At 32.0% G+C, this 20,378-nt stretch carries 20 protein-coding genes; 12 read left to right on the forward strand and 8 right to left on the reverse strand.

The window, feature by feature from the left end:
* Positions 1-37: 37 nt before the first annotated feature.
* The 3 genes from ACFSJT_RS14980 to ACFSJT_RS14990 all read right to left on the reverse strand — a co-directional run bounded on the left by ACFSJT_RS14980 (position 38) and on the right by ACFSJT_RS14990 (position 2,659).
* Positions 38-475 carry an Hsp20/alpha crystallin family protein gene (locus ACFSJT_RS14980; RefSeq protein WP_378321115.1) on the reverse strand — a complete coding sequence of 146 codons (438 nt, stop codon included), beginning with the start codon at positions 473-475 and terminating at the stop codon, positions 38-40.
* Between the two features lie 52 nt (positions 476-527).
* The gene (locus ACFSJT_RS14985) at positions 528-1,091 is read right to left on the reverse strand and encodes a type 1 glutamine amidotransferase domain-containing protein (protein WP_378321116.1); all 564 of its coding nucleotides are present in this window, start codon (positions 1,089-1,091) and stop codon (positions 528-530) included.
* Between the two features lie 554 nt (positions 1,092-1,645).
* Entirely contained in the window at positions 1,646-2,659 is a 1,014-nt protein-coding gene (locus ACFSJT_RS14990) for a DUF6588 family protein (RefSeq protein ID WP_378321117.1), read from the reverse strand.
* A gap of 457 nt (positions 2,660-3,116) precedes the next feature.
* On the opposite strand from ACFSJT_RS14990, the gene ACFSJT_RS14995 reads away from it, so the two are divergent.
* Together ACFSJT_RS14995 and ACFSJT_RS15000 are read left to right on the forward strand one after the other, a co-directional pair.
* Entirely contained in the window at positions 3,117-5,843 is a 2,727-nt protein-coding gene (locus ACFSJT_RS14995; RefSeq protein WP_378321118.1) for a PAS domain S-box protein, read from the forward strand.
* Positions 5,830-6,234, forward strand: a complete 405-nt coding sequence (locus ACFSJT_RS15000; protein WP_378321119.1) for a response regulator — start codon at positions 5,830-5,832, stop codon at positions 6,232-6,234. The genes ACFSJT_RS14995 and ACFSJT_RS15000 overlap by 14 nt, the downstream gene beginning before the upstream one ends.
* 208 nt (positions 6,235-6,442) lie before the next feature.
* On the opposite strand, the gene ACFSJT_RS15005 is transcribed toward ACFSJT_RS15000, so the two are convergent.
* Together ACFSJT_RS15005 and ACFSJT_RS15010 are read right to left on the reverse strand one after the other, a co-directional pair.
* Entirely contained in the window at positions 6,443-6,610 is a 168-nt protein-coding gene (locus ACFSJT_RS15005) for a hypothetical protein (protein ID WP_378321120.1), read from the reverse strand.
* Positions 6,611-7,591: 981 nt separating this feature from the next.
* Positions 7,592-7,933 (reverse strand): LapA family protein, encoded by a 342-nt coding sequence (locus tag ACFSJT_RS15010; protein ID WP_378321121.1) that lies wholly within the window; start codon positions 7,931-7,933, stop codon positions 7,592-7,594.
* A 435-nt stretch (positions 7,934-8,368) separates the two neighbouring features.
* Here ACFSJT_RS15010 and ACFSJT_RS15015 point away from each other — a divergent pair, with 435 nt between their 5' ends.
* From ACFSJT_RS15015 to ACFSJT_RS15055, 9 genes are all read left to right on the forward strand, one after another.
* Positions 8,369-8,902: a DUF3124 domain-containing protein gene (locus ACFSJT_RS15015; protein WP_378321122.1), complete on the forward strand. Its 534-nt coding sequence runs from the start codon at positions 8,369-8,371 to the stop codon at positions 8,900-8,902.
* 584 nt (positions 8,903-9,486) lie between these two features.
* Complete coding sequence (locus tag ACFSJT_RS15020) at positions 9,487-10,464, forward strand: fatty acid desaturase family protein (RefSeq protein ID WP_378321123.1); 978 nt, start codon at positions 9,487-9,489, stop codon at positions 10,462-10,464.
* A 74-nt stretch (positions 10,465-10,538) separates the two neighbouring features.
* The gene (locus ACFSJT_RS15025; RefSeq protein ID WP_378321124.1) at positions 10,539-10,733 is read left to right on the forward strand and encodes a cold-shock protein; all 195 of its coding nucleotides are present in this window, start codon (positions 10,539-10,541) and stop codon (positions 10,731-10,733) included.
* Between the two features lie 191 nt (positions 10,734-10,924).
* A complete protein-coding gene (locus tag ACFSJT_RS15030) occupies positions 10,925-11,272 on the forward strand; it encodes a hypothetical protein (protein WP_378321125.1) in 348 nt (115 codons plus the stop codon).
* A gap of 62 nt (positions 11,273-11,334) precedes the next feature.
* Complete coding sequence (locus ACFSJT_RS15035; RefSeq protein WP_378321126.1) at positions 11,335-11,901, forward strand: helix-turn-helix domain-containing protein; 567 nt, start codon at positions 11,335-11,337, stop codon at positions 11,899-11,901.
* A 362-nt stretch (positions 11,902-12,263) separates the two neighbouring features.
* Positions 12,264-12,614, forward strand: coding sequence for a cupin domain-containing protein (locus ACFSJT_RS15040; protein WP_378321128.1), 351 nt, complete (start codon positions 12,264-12,266; stop codon positions 12,612-12,614).
* Positions 12,615-12,849: 235 nt separating this feature from the next.
* Entirely contained in the window at positions 12,850-13,893 is a 1,044-nt protein-coding gene (locus ACFSJT_RS15045) for a beta-1,6-N-acetylglucosaminyltransferase (protein WP_378321129.1), read from the forward strand.
* An 8-nt stretch (positions 13,894-13,901) separates the two neighbouring features.
* Positions 13,902-14,096: a hypothetical protein gene (locus tag ACFSJT_RS15050; RefSeq protein ID WP_378321130.1), complete on the forward strand. Its 195-nt coding sequence runs from the start codon at positions 13,902-13,904 to the stop codon at positions 14,094-14,096.
* 22 nt (positions 14,097-14,118) lie between these two features.
* The gene (locus tag ACFSJT_RS15055; protein WP_378321131.1) at positions 14,119-14,421 is read left to right on the forward strand and encodes a co-chaperone GroES; all 303 of its coding nucleotides are present in this window, start codon (positions 14,119-14,121) and stop codon (positions 14,419-14,421) included.
* A 124-nt stretch (positions 14,422-14,545) separates the two neighbouring features.
* Here ACFSJT_RS15055 and ACFSJT_RS15060 read toward each other — a convergent pair whose 3' ends face one another.
* The 3 genes from ACFSJT_RS15060 to ACFSJT_RS15070 are packed head-to-tail and all read right to left on the reverse strand — an operon-like array spanning position 14,546 to position 17,639.
* Positions 14,546-16,339, reverse strand: a complete 1,794-nt coding sequence (locus tag ACFSJT_RS15060; protein WP_378321132.1) for an alanine racemase — start codon at positions 16,337-16,339, stop codon at positions 14,546-14,548.
* Positions 16,321-17,412 (reverse strand): DUF1611 domain-containing protein, encoded by a 1,092-nt coding sequence (locus ACFSJT_RS15065; protein WP_378321133.1) that lies wholly within the window; start codon positions 17,410-17,412, stop codon positions 16,321-16,323. The genes ACFSJT_RS15060 and ACFSJT_RS15065 overlap by 19 nt, the downstream gene beginning before the upstream one ends.
* Before the next feature lie 44 nt (positions 17,413-17,456).
* Complete coding sequence (locus tag ACFSJT_RS15070) at positions 17,457-17,639, reverse strand: hypothetical protein (protein ID WP_378321134.1); 183 nt, start codon at positions 17,637-17,639, stop codon at positions 17,457-17,459.
* Positions 17,640-18,345: 706 nt separating this feature from the next.
* On the opposite strand from ACFSJT_RS15070, the gene ACFSJT_RS15075 reads away from it, so the two are divergent.
* Positions 18,346-19,425, forward strand: coding sequence for an aldose epimerase family protein (locus ACFSJT_RS15075; RefSeq protein WP_378321135.1), 1,080 nt, complete (start codon positions 18,346-18,348; stop codon positions 19,423-19,425).
* Positions 19,426-20,378: the final 953 nt, after the last annotated feature.

Raw genomic sequence — 20,378 nt, forward strand, 5'->3', positions numbered from 1 at the left:
TTGAAAAATAAAATAAATCAAAAAGTTTCTTCCCTCTCTATGCAATTTCTATTTTTCTAGGAGGTTTTGGTTTAGCTTCCTCTTTCTTGGGTACTACTATGTTTAGAATCCCATTGTTGTAAGAAGCTTTTATTTCATCTTCATTTGCACTTTCTGGTAAGGCGAAAACACGTCTAAAAGAATCGTAGCCAAATTCTCTACGAGTATAATTGCCATTTTTATCTTCTTCGGTATTTTCATAATTTTTTTCGACAGAAATAGCCAAAAGATTATTATCCAAGTCTATTTTGAAATCTTCTTTTTTCATTCCGGGAGCTGCCATTTCTACGGTATACTCATCGTCATTGTCTAAAATGTTAACAGCTGGTACTTTCGTACCCATTTGAAATTTACCTGGGTTACCAAACCAGTCGTTGTCAAAAAAATTATCCCAATTTGATGGAAAAAAATCGTTGTTAAATTTTATTAAGGACATTGTAATAATTTTTAAGTTAGTACTATCTAATATTTATATATTTATTGGAAAATTAAGCATTTACCACCTGATCGTCATGCTTACCTTCTTTAACTTCTTCGATTATTTTATCAATAAAAGCAGGGAGATCATCTGGATTTCTACTGGTTATTAAGCCACTATCCACAACAACTTCTTGATCAACCCAATTGGCTCCGGCATTGATGATATCATCTTTGATGCTATGATAAGAAGTTACTTTTCTATTTTCGATAACCTTGGCACTAACAAGCAACCATGGTGCATGACAAATTGCTGCAACTGGCTTACCGCTTTTGAAAAAATCTCGAATGAATTCTAATACATGATCATGAGTTCTTAGTAGATCAGGATTGGCCACTCCACCTGGTAGGACCAATGCGTTATAATCTGATTCATTGGCATCTTGTACTAGTTTGTCAACTTGTATAGATTCATCCCAATTCTCACCTTCCCAACTTTTTATTTCTCCTTCTTTAACAGAAATTATATGAACTGTTGCATTTTCATTTTGTAAAGCTTTAAGTGGTTCAAAAAGTTCTGATTTTTCGAACCCATCTGTGGCCAAAATGGCAATTTTTTTATTTTCTAATGTCATAAGAATTGTATTTTAAATTATAAAATAGTTTTTGTGTACACCTACTCAAAAGTAACACGATAATAAGAATTACAGGTGTTGTAAAAATTTGAAGATTAACTCTTTTAAAAATAAAATCACCTTAAAACATCAAATTACACATTTGATGTTTTAAGGTGATTAATTATATCATTTTATCTGCTCATTGCGTACCAGCTGGCAGAGGGTAGATTACTAATTAAGCGTTTAAACTTTTTCATATCTACAATCAAAATACCGTAAAATAATTTTTTCATAACCCTAAATTTTTAAATTAAACATCAAATACGATTGTTTTCCAATCTATATACCTCAGTTTTATTTATTGGTTCAAAAACATTATTTCGGATAAATTCATTTTAATGAGTATTTATATGTACTTTTTTGTATAATTTGGTTACTTTAATATAATGATAATACCAGAAAAGTCAAGTGATTTAACGAGTTTTAACTTGATATAAAAAAATCTTTAACTTTTTTTAAGCTAAAGATTTTTAGTTTAGTTTTTTCGTAATTGTTACCAGATCAAAATAGGATTAAAATCCAAAATTAAGTGCAAACGATAAACCACCATATTCTGCAAGAGTATAATCCAAATTCATTCTAAAAAAAGCCAAAGTAAGTTTCGCTCCTAATGTTCCTCTTATACCAGATACTCTGCTCTCTATTGAAAATGGATCTGTAATTTGTTCTTCAGACACAATCCCTGACCGAACTCTATATGTTCCTAATAAATCAGTAGTCGAAGTCCCTGTGAGATATCCTATCCCACCGTATACATTAAAAACCGGTAGTTTAGTAGATCCAATAACTTGAAATAAGTAAGTGTTTGTATTGTTTTCAAATCGTTGATTTTCTCCATCTACAATATTGGTATCTGTAAAGTCATAACTTCCATCTAAATGGGTATAGGCAATAAGTCCGGAGATCGCTACTGGAAATACCTTGTCTGCAGGTAACCAGGAAGTAAATTCATGCTGAAGTCCCAGGCCGTAAAAACCAACTTCGGTATCATTGGTGTTCACCTTAGGAAAGAATCTGGCCTTTATTTCAGTTCCTTTCAAAAATCCGAAACTTGCTTGTAAAAATGCCGATGGTACAAAATTAATATTGGACCCACCAAGACCTGTTGGTAATTCAAATTCTGCGTCTTGAGCTGGTATAATAGGGACAGTACTTTCACCTTCAACGACAACCATGATACCATCAATATCACCAAATGCTGTTGCTACTTCTTTTTCAATACTACCATCTCTAAATTGAAGGTTCTCATATTGCGATGTGTCAAGAATAAAAGATTTATTATCATCACCAACAAAAGAAGCATTGGCAACTAACGAAATCTCAAATCCAAATAATTTTTTTGCTTTGGCATCATTAAACCACCCTTGATTTATGCTATACATCATACCTTCAGATGCTGGTCTAAGATAATCAGAAGCAAAACGTTGAGCGTCATTGATACCCGCAGCCAATAAATCGTCAATATTTTGTTGGGCATATGAAGAAATAGAGATAAATAGAAACAATAAAACATTTAAATTTCTCATAAGATTTAGGGGCTGATTTTATTAATTTTTTTACCTAAGGTAGTAAAACTTGACGTTTTTCGTAGATGAAGCGCTTAAATTATAGACGAATTGAGTTAAAATTAGCTAAAATTTGGACCAATAATTATGGAATACCTCAAAAAAAATATGGAATTCCGTAAAAAAATAGCTCATATAGGTCTTTAATTTAACTTATTTGCTCATTTACATAGATGTATTTTGATTTTTTTTTAGTGACGTCACAAAAGTTTTTTTTTAAATTTTAATCAATGGTTATCCCTTTGTTTATGGTATTTTTTTGGAGATTAGATAGTGGATTTTTCATCTAGAAATATTTGAATCCTGTAAATATTTACGGTTTAACCATAAATATTTTGAGTGATATATATAAATAATAGTGCTTTATAATCTTTAAATTTATGTTAACCAAATTACCCCTCTTTACAATAATTAAGATATGTACGAAAAATCTGCTATGTCTCCACTAAGAGTGGTCTATGAAGAAAATTACCTAAAAAGAGAACTTTATGCCTTAATTAGAGAAGAGGAACAGATTTTTGATTTCATTCAAAAATCGGCTTTAGATGGATTATGGTTTTGGGATTTAGAAAAGCCAGAGAATGAATGGATGAACCCAAAGTTTTGGACTACATTGGGTTATGATCCCGAGGAAATGCCACACCAAGCTTCGGCGTGGCAGAGTATTATAAATCAGGAGGATCTGGCTGTTGCTCTTGAAAATTTCAATAAACATTGTGAAGATCCCCATTATCCTTATGACCAGGTAGTTAGATATCAACACAAGCTTGGACATACCGTTTGGATTCACTGTAGAGGTATCGTTATCAGAGATAAAAAAGGGAAACCCTATAGAATGCTTGGTGCTCATACTGACATTACCAAATTGAAAAAAACAGAAATAAAGTTAAGAAGACAGATTTCTAAGTACGAACATATTATTGAGGGCACTAGTATTGGCACTTGGGAATGGAATATACAAACAGGCCAGATCATATTTAATGAACGATGGGCACAAATACTTGGATATGCTTTGATAGAATTGGATCCTGTATCAATTGACACTTGGAATAATAGCGTGCATCCTGATGATAGAAAAAAATCTGAAAGAGCTTTACAAGATTATTTTGAAGGTAAAACAGAGTTTTACGAGTGCGAGACCAGAATGCGACATAAAAACGGTGATTGGGTATGGGTCTTGGATAGAGGTAAAATTGTAAGTCACGACAAAAATGGAGACCCAGAATGGATGCTAGGATCTCATCAGGAAATTACACAGAGAAAGAAAGATTTGCAAAGGCACAAAGTATTTATAGAACAGGCGCCAAGTGCTATTGCTATGCTTGATACCAATATGTGCTATATTTCTCATTCTAAAAAATGGTTGGTAGACTATAAAATAAAGGACGAGGATATTATTGGGAAATCACATTATGATATTTTCCCGGAAATAGGGGATACTTGGAAGAAAGATCATCAAAAATGCCTGGAAGGAAATATTTTAAGAAAAGCAGAAGATAGGTTTGAAAGAACCGATGGATCTGTGCAGTGGATATCATGGGAATTGCACCCTTGGTATAAGGATAATAACAAGGTTGGGGGGCTTATCATGCTTACCTCAGACATCACAAGGACAAAAGAAGCCGAAATAGAATTAAAAATAAGTGAGAAAAAATTTCGAGCGAATTTTGAGAATGCTGCAACCGGAATGGCTATTTTGGATTTAAGCGGTCAATGGCTTGAAGTTAACAATACGCTGTGCAAAATGGTGGGATATACCCCAGATGAACTTAAGACACTTACGTTTCAAGACATAACACATCCTGATGATCTGGAAGTTCATTTAGGTTATGTTGATGATCTGGTAAGCAATAAAATATCATTTTGTCATATCGAAAAAAGATATTTGCACAAAAATGGAGATATTGTACATGCTCAACTTTCAGTTTCGATAGTAAGAGATGAAAATGACAATCCTTTGTATTTTGTCGCCCAGATAACAGATATTACTCCGCGGGTTCAAGCTCAAAACCATCTTGAAAGAACACTCACGAAATTAGAAAGCGTATTTGAGGCAAGTACCCAGGTAAGTATAATAGGGACAAACACAGATGGCCTCATAACGAGTTTTAACAGGGGAGCAGAAAATCTACTGGGTTATAAACGAAACGAAGTCATAGGCAAACAAAACTTGTTATCCCTACATGCTTTGGAAGAAATTCAACGCAGAGGTAAAGAACTTTCATTACAATATAATAGAGAAATTGATGGTTTTGATGTGTTTACTAAGTTTGCGAAAAAGAAGAAACATGATACCAGAGAATGGAATTATATTCGAAAAGATGGATCTAAATTCCCTGTTCAATTAACGATTACGGCAATAAAAGAAAAAAATAGAACAGTTGGATATTTGGCAGTTGCAGCAAATATAAGTGAGATTAAAAAAGTAGAAACGGAAATAAAATCATTGTTGGCAGTTGCGAATGGTCAAAACAGAAGACTCAAAAATTTTGCACATATCGTTTCGCATAATTTGAAGTCTCATTCAGGAAACTTTAGCATGTTATTAGATCTTTATCTTCAAGAAAATCCAGATCAGTCTGAAAATGAGATTCTAAGTCTGTTTAGAGAAGCATCAAATAATTTGTCTGAAACCATTGATCATCTCAATCAAGTAGTTTTGATGAGTAGTAAAGTAGAAGACAATTTAAAAATAATAAATCTCGAACATAGCATTAACAAAGTAGTTTCTAGTGTAAAAGTCATCGCAGAAGAAGCTGCAGTTAGAATCGAGAATTTAGTGAGTCCAGAAACTAATATTCTTGGTATTCCTGCTTACATGGATAGCATTATTTTAAATTTTATAACAAATAGCATTAAATACCGATCGCAAGATAGAGATAGCTATGTACTGCTAAGTTCATTTCTGCAAGAGGATTATGTAGTTTTAGTCGTTGAAGATAATGGTCTTGGAATTGATCTTAATAAACATCATTCTAAACTATTCGGTATGTATAAAACATTTCATAGAAATAAAGATGCACGAGGAATAGGCCTGTTCATTACCAAAAATCAGGTTGAGGCCTTAGGAGGCAAAATAGAAGTAGAGAGTCAAGTGAATAAAGGAACAACGTTTAAAATTTATTTGAAATATGAAAAAGATTGATTTAGCTTGTATTATCGATGACGATAATATCTTTATCTATGGAGTAAGAAAAGTGATGGAACTGGCTGAAATATGTAATAATTTTTTAATATACAAAAACGGTCAGGAAGCTTTAGATGCGCTTACGTCGATAATTTCTTCTAATAATAAACTACCCGATATTATTCTACTAGACCTTAACATGCCAGTTTTGGATGGTTGGCAATTCTTAGATGAATTTATAAAAATTCCGGCATCGAAAAGAATAACAATATATATAGTATCGTCTTCGGTCGATCCAGAGGACGTTTTACGAGCTAAATCCTATGAAATTGTTAGTAACTATGTGGTGAAGCCCATAACCATGAAAAAGCTAGAAGAGTTGATGCGTGATTTTGCAGAATCCAATTAGGTGTATAGCTCAACTTTTAATACAACATGACTCTTTAGTGATAATATCTATTGATTAAATTGAGTGAATTAGAGCGTTAATATTATGTTGTTTAACTAATTGCTCTGTAAATGATCTATGCCTTCTTGGCGGAAGTAAGTGGAATTACCCTCTCTTCATCCCGGCCATAAAACTTAGAACTTTCTGTTTTGAAACTAATTTTTTTGGATTATCTTTTTTTTAAGGATACATCTGCAAAATACCTAGATCCTCCATAAGTTGTAAATGAAAAATCTGCCTGGATCTTCTCGTTTGAAGTTTTACTAGTAAAGATTTTGGGCTCACTGTAGCCTTCTATCTTAGCTTTTATAGAAACTTTTGGTTTTTTTCTAGCCATGTAAGAGCTTTGTCAAAATACTTTTTCTTTATAAATTTATATTTAAAAATTACTCTTTTCGATGCTCCTCTATTTAAACGGCAAAGGACTTTTTAGGTTTTGCGCCGTTCCTAATTTTTTTTCTAACGTTTCTTAAATAGGCCTTACTTCCAAAAAATTTTTTTCTTAGTCCTGGCCTTTGAATGTTATTTTTATTTTTCATAGATAATGATAAACTTAAAATTTAGAGAATTAGTTGTACTGCTAATATATATAGTAATATTGCACTAACGATTAATATGGTTAATGATTTAAATAATTTTTTCTTAAACTTCATTAGAATGTTTGATAACATTTGGAAAACTTCTAAAGTTACCTATTTATAGCATACTGACTTGCTACTGGAAGGTTTTTTATAAATTTTACCAATGGATTAAAGTAAACTTTCAAATATCTGTAGTAAATTTCCATAATTTGTGCGTTTGAGTATTATTTCTTTAGTTAAGATAATTCTATAAAAGTCGTTATTAATGCAAACATGAACACAAAAACTGAAGCTATTGTAAGTATAATTAAAGATTTTTTATATTCGTTTTTCAAAACATTTTGTTTTACAATTTATATTAATTTTAAGAGCTTATCTAAATAAATAATCAAGATTACTGTCCTCAACTTTTAATTTTTTAAAAATCTATCTGTAAGATGATTATTCTATTTCTATAAGACTTAGAGATATGTCAATAACTAAAATTAAATGAAATAATCTTCAGGAAAAGATTAAACTCTTTTTTTACATATTGACATTTGCAACATCCCTAACTAATATAATTTGAAGAATAAATTTGTCAAGGGCTTTAACGAGCTTTAACCCCTTAAATTTTTTTTTAACATAATTAATGTTAAAATTATTTTCATTGTGTTAAATAATTTAATAGCGTTTATTAGTAACATAGAGTACTATGCATCAAAACGAAATACACTTAAAAATCTAATTTTTAATTCTCAAGGGTTTATATTATTTTCTTCTTGATTATTTTCTTCTTGGCTGTTATACAATATATTCTTCGCTTCAGGTTCTGATAGTTTTTCCTTTTCTTCTACAAGAGATTTTACTTTTTTTTGAGATTGGCTTCTCAATTTCTTTAAGTGATAAATGGTTGGCACAACAGCAACTACAGCTATTAAGATAGCGATTGAAAAAGTTGTGAATAAAATTAAAGATAAAGAGGCTTTGGCTTCCCAAAAAAATAATTTCACAGCTACTACTTGCGAATTCTGCAGCGTAAAAATAGTGATTGCTATTAGTGATATTGCCGCAATAGTTAATGTCCCTAATTTTTTCATCTCTGTTTTTTTTGATAAGTGTTCATTTCTGCTCTAATGAATAACAAATAATTGATATTTGAAAGAAAGTAACTAAAATTTTAAAAATGATATTAACGCATTTGATGCTAATTGTATCTCAAATGAGATTTTAAACAAAGGATCAAAGTATGTAGTAATCTGTCTCATAAACTAGGCGAATATCTCTGATGTAGCCCTGAATTTCAATTTTGGTTTATAAATATTCTTTCCTTCAACAAAAAAAATAGCTCCCTAGTATTTCTATTTAGGGTTTAGAGAATTATGATTTTTAATTTTTCTTTTGCGAAAGTTTATTTCTCGATGTCTTAACTTGTGCTGTGTAAATATTTCCAAAAAGAAATTTTGAATGAATATCCTTAATCTACTTTAAAAAAATGTAACTTCAGTCCTTATTAAAGATAATTTTAGTTCATCATGCATACATATAAGAACTTTTGTACTATATCCTTTTTTTTTATCGTTTTATGCGGTTGTACCAGGCAAAATCCCAATAAGCAATTAGAACAAGGTATTCTTAAAGAAAATACCATCGAAAATAATGAAAATTTTACCTATTCAATAAACGAGCAAGTATACGTTCCAATTTATTCAGATATTTACAACAAAACAAAAGACTTTCGGTTTTTACTTACTGCTACACTTAGTATTAGAAATACTAGTGCTAAAGACTCCTTGTTTATCAAAAATGCAGATTACTATGATACTCAAGGAAATTTTGTTCGTAGTTACATAAAACGACCTATATATTTAAAGCCATTAGAATCTATTGAATATGTAATCGAGGAAAAAGATACGCTAGGAGGTAGTGGTGCAAATTTTATAATTACCTGGGGAGCACATAATTCTGTAAAGCCAATTTTTCAAGGAGTGATGGTTGGGATCTCAGGACAACAGGGTTTTGCTTTTACCACTGATGGAGTGACTATATCAAATGGTAATGATGACTAATAAAACTTCTTAAGAAATAGACGAGAATGATCAATAAACTTTTATAAATAAGAAGTCTTAGAAGTAGTTGTCATATTTAATCTAAAGAATTCTTCGAGGCTATATATCCGTTTGTTTTAAATCACGAACAGTGGTTTGTCGCTATTTAACATATGATTTGCAAGTAATACCCGAATTAAAGGTATCTTTACCATGTTAAAATTCGTAAAGCTTCAATTTAATTTTGTTTTTTCAAATTCAATATTCTTTTTCTGCTCTCTTTTTTTCTCAGCAATATTGCAAAAAACATTTTTAAGGTAAATATAAGGATAACAACATCAGTTTGGAGTCTGTTTTAAATGTAAAGCAAGTCTTCATAATTAGATATTTCTGTTTGTTTCTAAGTCCTTTATATTTATACGTTGTCCCCGAATTATACGTGGATGGGCTTAAAACAAAAAGTCGATAGTATCAAAAATCTAAAATTTTCAAAAAGAACAAACTCTGATTTTTCAAAAACACTGAGAAACAGGGTGAATAATTATTTCAAAACCAACAATATCAGTAAGCATGCAAACGAGAGCATGATCACGAAAACTATCGTAATGCTGACCATATTCTTAGCACCCCTATTGTTAATTAATATTGGCGTTGTTTCTGCGCCATGGCTTCTTTTTACGCTCTATATTATTAGTGGAGTAGGGATGGCAGGGATAGGAATGGGTATTATGCACGATGCTATTCACGGTTCTTACTCCAAAAACAAAAGAGTGAACAAATATCTGGGCTATACGATGAATCTAATCGGCGCTAATGCTACAGTATGGAAGATACAACATAATATACTACATCATACCTATACCAATGTAGAAGGCATGGATGATGACATAAATGCACCTTTTTTTCTTCGTTTCTCACCCCACGCAAAAAAAAATAAACTACACCAGTTTCAACATCTGTATGTATGGTTTTTTTATGGATTGTCCACATTATCATGGGTTACCGTCAAAGATTTCATTAGACTTTCCCGTTACAAAAAGATGGGATTCTTGAACAAAAAGAATGAATTTAGAAACGAAATAATAAAGGTAATCGGCTGGAAACTGCTATATTATTCGTATGCTTTAATCATACCGTTATTAATGGTGTCATTAGCTCCCTGGATGATCGTCTTGGCCTTTCTTAGTATGCACTTTGTAACTGGTTTGCTTATCAGTATCATATTTCAGGTAGCACATATTATGCCTAATACTCAATTTCCCTTACCGAACAAAGATGGGGTGGTTGAAGGTGACGGTTTTACACACCAGTTGGCCACAACTACTAATTTTTCACCCAAAAGCCGTTTTTTTTCATGGTTAATAGGAGGGTTGAATTATCAAATAGAACATCACTTGCTGCCTAATATTTGTCATGTTCATTATAAAAAGATATCTGGTATTGTTGCAGATACAGCAAAGGAATATGGGATACCATATCATACAAAAAAGACATTTGCTGCGGCCATTATGGATCACATTAGGATTTTACGAAAGTTAGGAAAAATGCAGCCCCTTCCTATACAATCGGGATCCAATTTTTAAGACAACTAAAGTAAAGAACAATGAATATTATAAAACAAGCATTAAATAGAATAATAAATAATAAATACAAAGTAATGAAAGAAGGAACAGTAAAATTTTTCAATAGTGCCAAAGGATTTGGCTTTATTAATCTCAAGGATTCCGATGAAGATGTCTTTGTACACCAAAGCGGTATTATAGATGAAATACGTGAAAACGACAACGTAAAATTTATGATGGAAAGAGGTCAAAAGGGAATGAACGCGGTCAATGTTGAATTGGTCAAATAATAGGTCTTGTATCTCCAAAAATGTTAAAAAGCCATCTATTTGAGATGGCTTTTTATGTCTTATTTTCTATGATGGTGTACTTAAATTTTGATTATCTGAAATTAAAGTTCAACCATAATTGAAATGTTGAAATTGCACAAGGGTACTTAAACACATATCCTAAGATTAAAACTCCTATAAAGGTCAAAAAAATGACATTACGAATAAAACTATTCCTAATAATGCTTACTTCATTTGCGATTTCTCCTTCCCAAGGAATAAACCAAATACAACAACTAGAGGGGGTTTATGAAGGACGGGTCGAGGAAGGTTATTCGTTTTGTTGTAAAACTGCATCTGGATTTGAAAAAATATTGATTTTCAACGAAATTCTGTCTGTTATACAAGAAAAATATCCATTACATAATAATAAACATATTGGAGAAAATTTCATCATCTCATTTAGTAAAGATACAGTTGTTGAGGAAAAAAGAAGCAGGGAAGTATCCATCATACTACGTTTACAGAAGCTTGTGCCCGGGCAACATCTTCCGGAATGAGTTTAAAATCTTAATTCTCTACATACGAACAAATACCTCGTTTAAATTTAAACGTATATAACATGAGTACAAAATTATTCATAAAATACATGGTCAGTTTGCGATGCAAGCTTATGGTCAAAGAAGAGTTAAAAAAACTTGGATTGCATTATGTGGCTCTAGAATTAGGTGTTATTGAACTCATGGAAGATATAACTAAGGACCAACGTATACAACTGAAGAAAAATTTAAGTAAATCTGGCTTAGAATTGATGGAAAATAAAAAAAGTATTCTAATTGAAAAAATCAGAAATGTAATTATCGAAATGATTCATTACACAGATGAATTACCTAGAGTCAATTATTCTGATTATATAAGTAATAAGGTTGGCTATAACTATACATACCTAGCAAATATTTTTTCTGAAGTGAAAGGAATTACCATTCAGCAATTTATCATTATTCATAAAATTGAAAGGGCTAAAGAATTGCTTATTTATGATGAACTAAATCTTACCGAGATATCCTATAGATTGCACTACAGTAGTGTTGCACATCTATCTAATCAATTCAAAAAAATTACAGGCTTAACTCCTACGTTCTACAAAAAACTGAAAGAAAAACGTAAACAAAATCTGGAAGATTTATAATAGGGTAATGCGTATTATAGTTTATTCGATGTTCATTACACTCAATACTTCAGAAAAGTGTGATATATGTAACGTAGGTTCAACGTAATGTAACACATGAAGGTAGTAATTAAACGATTTTTGTATACATATTAAAACTGCCCATAAGAGGTGCGTTATCAACAATATTAAAACAGAAAATCATGTCAAAAGAAAAAGAAGGTAAATCTAAGTCGGGTAAAAAAGCTCCTGCGAAAAACTTAAAAGAAAAAAGGGCTGCAAAAGCAGCAAAAAGAAAGGAAAAAAGAAGTGAAGAATAAACTTTAATTGCAAATCGCTACGATCATATTGTAGTTTAGTATTAATCTTCCATTATATTATCCATGAAAAATCATGAATTAGAAAAATCCACTAATTATAAGTTGGCTGACACTATTGATTATGTACCTGGCTCTGTGGTTATAAAAGCAATTCTAAAGAAAAAAACAGGAATCGTAGCCATATCATCATTTGATAGTGGAGAAGCATTGACTTCTAAAACATCTCCTTTCGATAATCTTATTCAAATTATAGACGGAGAAGCCGAGATTGTCATTAACGAAAAATCAAATACCATTGAAACTGGTCACGCAATCATAATCCCTGCTCATGCAAGAAATGTAGTAAAGGCAAATAAACGATTTAAAATGATATCGATTATCATTAAAAGTGGTTATGAAGATGTAAGTATATAGAATCTAAATATAATGTATAGGGTAGTACAAGAAAGTAAATTCAAACCCGGCGATACTTTTTATGCCAAAGCAAACCCTGAAGTTAAACTGATTGTGCGATTATAGTATCGTCAAAGATACTATTGCAAATTTGCCGATGATCAAAAGAAAAAAGAAGTTGTATTTTTTGAAAGAGAGCTTTTATAATGATTGCTTATCACGACAAAAGTTAAGAACTAAATAATACATATACTAAATGACACAACGGTTAGGCATAGCAAAAGATAAAAGCTTTCATTTTAAAATCCTAAAAAGGAAGCCGAAGATTGCCTACTTCATATTGGTTCAACGTTTTCCTAAACAGTTCAAACGATTGTTCAAAGCTATTTACCATCCAGAAAACCACTACTTAATCCATGTAGATAAAGAGGTCAACATAGGCCTTAAAAAAGATATTAAAGCATTTTTAGAAGATTACTCCAGTGCTTATTTTTCAAAAGGTGAAAATATAGAGAAGGGAGGATATAGTATGGTACAATCTCAACTTAAAGGGATAAAATACCTCTTAAACCGTTGTCTCAAATGGGATTTTTTTATTAATCTAAGCGATCAGGATTTTCCTTTAAAATCTCAAGATTCTATTCTTGATTTTTTGCATAGGAATCAAGGGAAAAACTTCATAGAAATAGTCAATCAAAGTAGAGTACGCCCTGATACGTTAGACCGTATTGAAAACTATTTTCAAGAGATAGATATTGGCTTTTCAGATATACCTTATAAAAGATCTTTTATGAAAAATGTGACCTGGTATATCGGCGGACAATGGATGATTTTGACCAGAGCATGCTGCGAATTTATCAGCCATAGCCCTGAGGTGAAAAAATTTGAAGATTTTTATCGTAATACAATAAATGCTGATAAATCATTTTTTCAGACCGTACTTATGAATACGTCATTCAAAGAAATTATTGTAAACGATCATAAAAGAGCTGTTATATGGATATCTGATGGAAGTGTAAAACTGAAGTCGAAAATTTTAACAGGATCAGATTTTGACTTTTTAAGGCAAGGAGATAATTTATTTGCCCGAAAATTCGATGAAAGAGTTGATAAATCTATAATAAATACCTTAGAGCAAGCTTTGACAACAGATCGAGTAACAAATAGCTCTAATGGTATTGATTTTAGCATCATCCCAACACTTAGTATGGATACAAAAAAAGGTATCTTATTAGATCCAGAAAAAATCGTAAATCCACCAGCTCAACTAAATAAACAACTACTAAATGGTAGTAAATAAATAATAAAATGGCTAAAACAAACATTACAAGAAGTTGGAGAGAGCAAAAGGTAATGCTCAAACGGAGATTTCCCTTTTTAAGTGACAAGGATTTTGACTTTAAAGATGAGCAAAAAGAAATGATGCTTGATGGTCTTGCCGCTAAACTTAAGAAAACCAGGGCAGAGCTAGAATTACTTTTTGCTGAACTCCAAACCTATTGAACTATAATTAAACAAAATGATCATGCGTAAATATAAAATACAACCGCTATCCGATTGGGTTTTTATAAAAGTAGATATAGCAGAGGAAAAATCAGGGGAAGGGATTATTATCCCGGATACAGCTAAAGAAAAACCTCAAAAAGGAATCATACTGGCTATAGGGAAGGGCAAAAAGGATGACCCCATGACTGTAAAAGTTGGTGATACGGTATTATATGGAAAATATTCTGGAACCGAAATTACTATTGAAGGTATTAATGCGCTTATCATGAAAGAGTCAGACATCTTTGGCATTATTCAACCCACTACTTTAGAGCTTACATAAGAATATTAAAACATATTTATGAGAAAAGAAATATGTTTTAGTTAGACTCGTTTTATGTATTAAAACTTTGTGATGAAGTTTTCAAGTGCAATAAAACAAGACTTTTTTAAGAAATACAACATTTCTAAAGATAAAAGAACACTTTATCCGGATAGTTAAGAACAGCTGATTGCACAAACGATTCTTCTAAAACACCATAGCAAGCATATTCCTTATTCTTTTCTACCGCCCAACCAATATTACCATAATCAAAATGCCAATATTCTTTATGGTCACATACAAAATCTTCATCTTCGAAAAGTTTCATAAGAAGTTTGCGATTTTTCTTTGCTTCTTCACTAATGTCTGGATGTTTGGGGTAACATCTTTCGTTCAAATCAATATGTAATCCATCGTTGGTTCCAAAATCCAGCACGCGTTTCGTTTGTAAATCATAAATCAGAGCATCAACTGCCCCTCCGGTAGAGTGGGTAGATTGTTTTTTGGGGGCAATAAATTTTGATACTATTTCATTAATTTCTTCTATGGTTTTTTCGGGATGTTTCTCCTTCATATAACTGGCTTTTTGATCCCATAGTTTTTGCTGATGCTCAAATGATCTCCATGCTGATCTGATAATTAGTTTTTTGCCCTGATTATCAAGAAGTTTACTAATTCGACCTATTTTTTCAAACACTCCTTTCCTTACCAAATAGCGATAGTTTTTTTGAATGGATTTTTCAAATATTAAATTGAAATCTGAATCCTGAAGACTTATCAATGGTGAGTGATCCTCCTTAACAGTAACAATAGCTATTTTCTTTTTGTGCAACCTGTCTTTTTCTTCTACTATGGCGCAATACTCTTTTGCGTTTATAGGGGTAATGATATTTTTGAAAATATAGGATGAATTCATAGCAGTAACTAATGCTCCATACTTTAGTGTAAATGATACCTCGCTGCCAACTTTTAAGTCCTCCTTTTTAGCATTAATTATAATATGATCACCACCTGCTCCCAAGATTTCAATATCTGATTTTGGAGTTAATCCAGTCACCATTACATCTTGAACGCCCATGGCTAAAATAGCTCTTCTTATGATGCCCTGGTCTTTAAATTTTGGTTTGTTACCAAAGGCGTCCAGGCCAATCTCGCCATTTGGTACTGATGATTTGTTTTTCAATTCTATAACTTCAGCCACCAGCATAAAAGCGTCTTGGTACAGTTTTGGAATTGGTTTTCCTGTTAAAGGTTCGTAACCTAAAAATATAGATTCTCCTAATCTCAAATTATTTATCCTGCCAACATCTTTTATGGTCTTGAACCAATTATAATTAGCCGAATTTCCTCCTGAAATTATGGATAGTTTAATATGAAACTTTTTCTCAATACTAATAGCAATAGCAGAGAGTATGTCCATCTTTTCTGCTGTGGGCTTCACTCCCGAAAAACAAGCAAGATTTGTACCTATTCCTTTAAGTTCAATACCTTTTAGAGTTAGTACCTTTTTGATAGTATTTTCCAATTGTGATGGTACTATGCCTTCGCGCAAATCTCCCAACTCTACCATAAGTATGATTTTATGGATCTTATTATGTAGGATAGCAAATTTTGAAAGTCTTTTTATAACGGACAACTCTGAATTTAAGCTCATATCTGTATCTAACACGACAGATTCTGCCTGACTGATCATAGGTGTCCTAATCAATAAGAATGTTGCCTTAACACCAGCGTTACGCATTTTTTTTATGTTTGCTATTCTTGAGTCAGCAAGAATTTTAACCCCACTCTTTACCAAAATATTGGCAATATGCGGATGTGCACAAACTCCTTTGGTAACAGCAATAATGTCTATACCTTTTGATCGAAAAAGGGAACTTAGCGTCTTGACGTTATGAGCAATTTTGCTAAGATTAATATCTATTCTTGGGGTTGGCATAGGAGTGGGTTGATACAGATTAAATCGGGGAATATCTCTTGAAGTTTTTCTATTAACTTACTACAGTCATTTTTTAAGACATCGGTGACAGGTAGTTGATATTTTTCTTCATAAGTCTTTATTGTACGTTCGACTTCTAGGTCATTCATACCTTCATGGTTGATTGTGATTGCAATTACTTTGGATCCAGAGAAAATTTCTAACATTTTTATTTCACTTTCAAGTGTAGGCATCAAAATTTTAGGAAAATCACATCTGGTTTGCCTTTTGGGTGGATGTTGCAGAATGATGGCCCCGGGCATCGCACCTCTGATAATCGCACTCGATGAGGTAAATGCTGGATGACTTAGTGCTCCTTGACCCTCAACTACGATGATATCAGGTTGTTCTTTGAGTGCCTCCAGAATAGCATTCTCAACTTCTCCAGTCGCAAAGCCTGAACTTAGCATATCTATAGCAATACCATATTTTGAACCTTGAAGTATTCCTGTTTGACCTGTAGTTATAAAGATGGCACTTAGCCCTTCATTTTTTAGCGCTTCTACCAACTTAAGTGCGGTAGTTCGTTTTCCAACGGCACAATCTGTTCCAGATACTGTTATTATTGGTGTTTGAACATCTTGTATTTTACCAGTAAAATGGTGAAGCTTTTCTTTGGAAGGTGGTTTTCTCACGTCAAAAATGGATACATTGTATTTTTTGGCTAGTTTAATACAAACTTCATCATCTGAAAGAAACTCTGGAAGTCCATTTACAATATGCATTCCAGCTTTAATGGCAGTATAAATAATATTTTTCTCATCATCACTAAGTAACGCCTCAAGAGGGGCAATTCCGTAGATAAAGTATTCGGGAATAGTATCCAACATTTCAATCGCTTGATTAAAATTCTGAAATATTGGTATCTCATTTTTGATTCCATCCAGATGTTCTCCTGAATCAAGACCTGATTTTGTACTATCAATAACACCAACGATTTTATACTTATCAGAATGCCTGACAAGACCATTTGCTACTTTACCGTCTAGTTTGCCAAATTCATTTTCGCAATAGACAATTGCTGATGTTTTCATAATTTTAGTGATTTAAAATAAAGGAAATTGATTTCAAAAAGAGTTTAACTTCCTACCAATGCTTTTGCAGACAAACCCAATTCCCATCGATCAGGATCGTTTGGAAATCCACAGTAGTAGATTCCATCAATATATCTTCGAACGATCATAGAAATACTGGGATTTATTTTAGTAAACACAGTATCGCCTATTTCATATTTTAGAATCGTGTTTTTATCTAGTTTCATAATTAGTGTTTTAAGTGATTTTTTCTTTTTTTTGACCCCCAGAGAATTAATTAAAAGCAATAACCTCTGAGGATGAAAAAGAATCAGTAAGAAAAATGACGACGTTAAATAATCCTTTCGACTAGTCTTAAGTAGTAGATTACTTATTTGTTGTCTTTTACATCGATTTTGTATATTGCTTTACTATTTTTTCGTTAAAGGATGTTTGTTTTGTAAGGTTTTTTCAACTGTTTTAAGAAAGCTAGCATTTTTATTCCTGCCTTTTTGCTACCTGAAATGTTTCCATGGATCTATCAAATACGTTGCATTTATAATCGTATTTAGTAATTCTAAATCTTTTGGACCTAGATAAATTACGTCTACAGAAAAATCCGATCGATATTGATTATAAAGATCTCTATAATTAATCGGTATTTCATTATATAAAAGAAATTGAATGTTACATAAATCATAGATTTTAAGTTTTTTGAAAAAAAACTTTTCTAATCATTAGAGTATTAGCAAGAAACTTACCTTACTTTATAAAAATATTGCATAGCTATACTAGATTATCAGAAAAAATGGTTCGAGTCTGTAGAAATATAGCCTTATTTTAGGCGCAATTATAGGTAAGCTAATTAAGAAAGTAGTAAAATATATTTACAAGATGTAAAACAATTAAAATTTTGTTTTATTATTGTCATTGAGCGTTATTCGAGCACAAGAAATGAACACAAATCACGAGAAAATTACCCTTCTAAAAAAGAGCAATTTTGAAAAAACCATAGGGGATAAAAAAACGACGCTCTTTGTTCTAAAAAACAAACAGGGAACTGTGTCAGAAATCACTAATTATGGAGGTAAAGTAGTTTCGTTATGGCTGCCCGATCGAAACGGAAATTATGAAGATGTTGTGTTAGGACATGCTACTATTGAAGATTACCTGACTTCTAAAGAGAGATATTTTGGAGCCCTTATCGGGCGCTACGGAAATAGAATTAAAGAAGGAAAATTTACATTAGACTCCAAAGAATATGTTTTGGCTACAAATAATAATGGTAATCATCTTCATGGAGGGAGTAAGGGATTTGATGCTGTCATTTGGGATGCACATCAAATTGATGACCAAACACTAGAACTTCAATACATATCTAAGCATATGGAAGAAGGCTACCCGGGTAATTTAACAATTAGGGTGAAGTATAAGCTTACCAATGCAAACGAATTGAAGATCGAATATTGGGCTACAACAGATGCCTCAACAATAATTAATCTAACACACCATTCTTTTTTTAATTTGAGAGGAGCTGGCAATGGTACTATTAACGATCATTTGTTACAGATAAACGCTGCCTATTACACTCCGGTGGATGCAGGGTTAATTCCTACAGGTGGATTAGCTTCTGTAGAAGATACCTCTTTTGACTTTCAGAAATTAACCGCTATTGGGGATAGAGTAGATGCCGATCATAAACAATTGAAACACGGGTTTGGGTATGACCATAATTTCGTATTAAATCAAAATTTGAAAGGACTAAATTATGCTGCCAAGGTGGTAGAACCTGCTTCTGGAAGAACGATGAAAGTGTATACTAATGAACCTGGATTGCAGTTTTACGGAGGAAATTTTTTGGACGGTTCCATACAGGGGAAAAAAGGTAAATTCTATAAACACAGAACTGCTTTTTGTTTAGAAACACAACATTTTCCAGACAGTCCAAATCATCCTCATTTTCCTTCTACACGTTTGGATCCAGGGGACGAGTACTATTCTATATGTATTTATGAATTTTTAGTGTCAAAATAACAAAATAAGAGAATACTTTTTATTGTCATTTGAAACCTATTAAAGTAAAAGAATGTTGTCATTTCTGATAGACAACATAAAATAAAAAAACCGTAAAACTTGTCTATAAAGTTATTACGGATTTTTAAAGTGGAGTCGGAGGGTCTAACCGTAAGATTATAAGACATTGTGATATAATGTGTTATCTCGGTTCTTTTAAAGTTAAGCACCGAATTACGCACCGATTAGGTAATTTTAGCTTTTGCTTGATTTTACAATGACAATTAACATCATTTGATGTCAAAATTGATTTAACTCTCGCAAGAAACTCATGGAACTGTCCTTTTTGAAAATTCTAGTGTTTTATATTTATAATCTCATCATCCATGGTACACGAAAAAATATACCAACTATTGATAATATATATAAGCGCCTCATAAGTTTTGATTTTAAGTATGAAAATTAAAGTAAGAATCCTGCTATTACTACCACCTCGAGTACTGGTTAAATCTTTTTTATCAGTAAATTAATAACTTATTCCTTCTGGATTCGTAAAGTTTGAATTGGGTCTCTATTTTCGATTTTAATTAAATAATTTCCAGATGCTATATTTTGTACTATATCGCTAAAGTCAATTTTTCTAATATTATATTTTCTGGAGTATCATATTTGGTTTTTAGTACGCTTTCTGTCTAATCTAACAACAATATCTTATCCAATCTAGGAATTGATAATATTGAAGGTTAAAGTCAATTGATTTCCATCAGTGGGATTTGGGTATGCTATTTTTTCCCTCCTATTGAGTATCATCTATTATGTTTGGATTTTGTTTTAACAAGCTACTTATGTTTACATCCAGGTTACCTGTATTTGACCAGTTTCCCGCAGCATCACGCACCAAACTTTTTACTTTACCATTTCTTCTTCGTATATCTTTGGTAACTGCTGTTCCTGCAGTGATGGTTTGGTCGTTT

The organism is Aquimarina celericrescens (genome assembly GCF_042682765.1).
Lineage (GTDB): Bacteria > Bacteroidota > Bacteroidia > Flavobacteriales > Flavobacteriaceae > Aquimarina > Aquimarina celericrescens.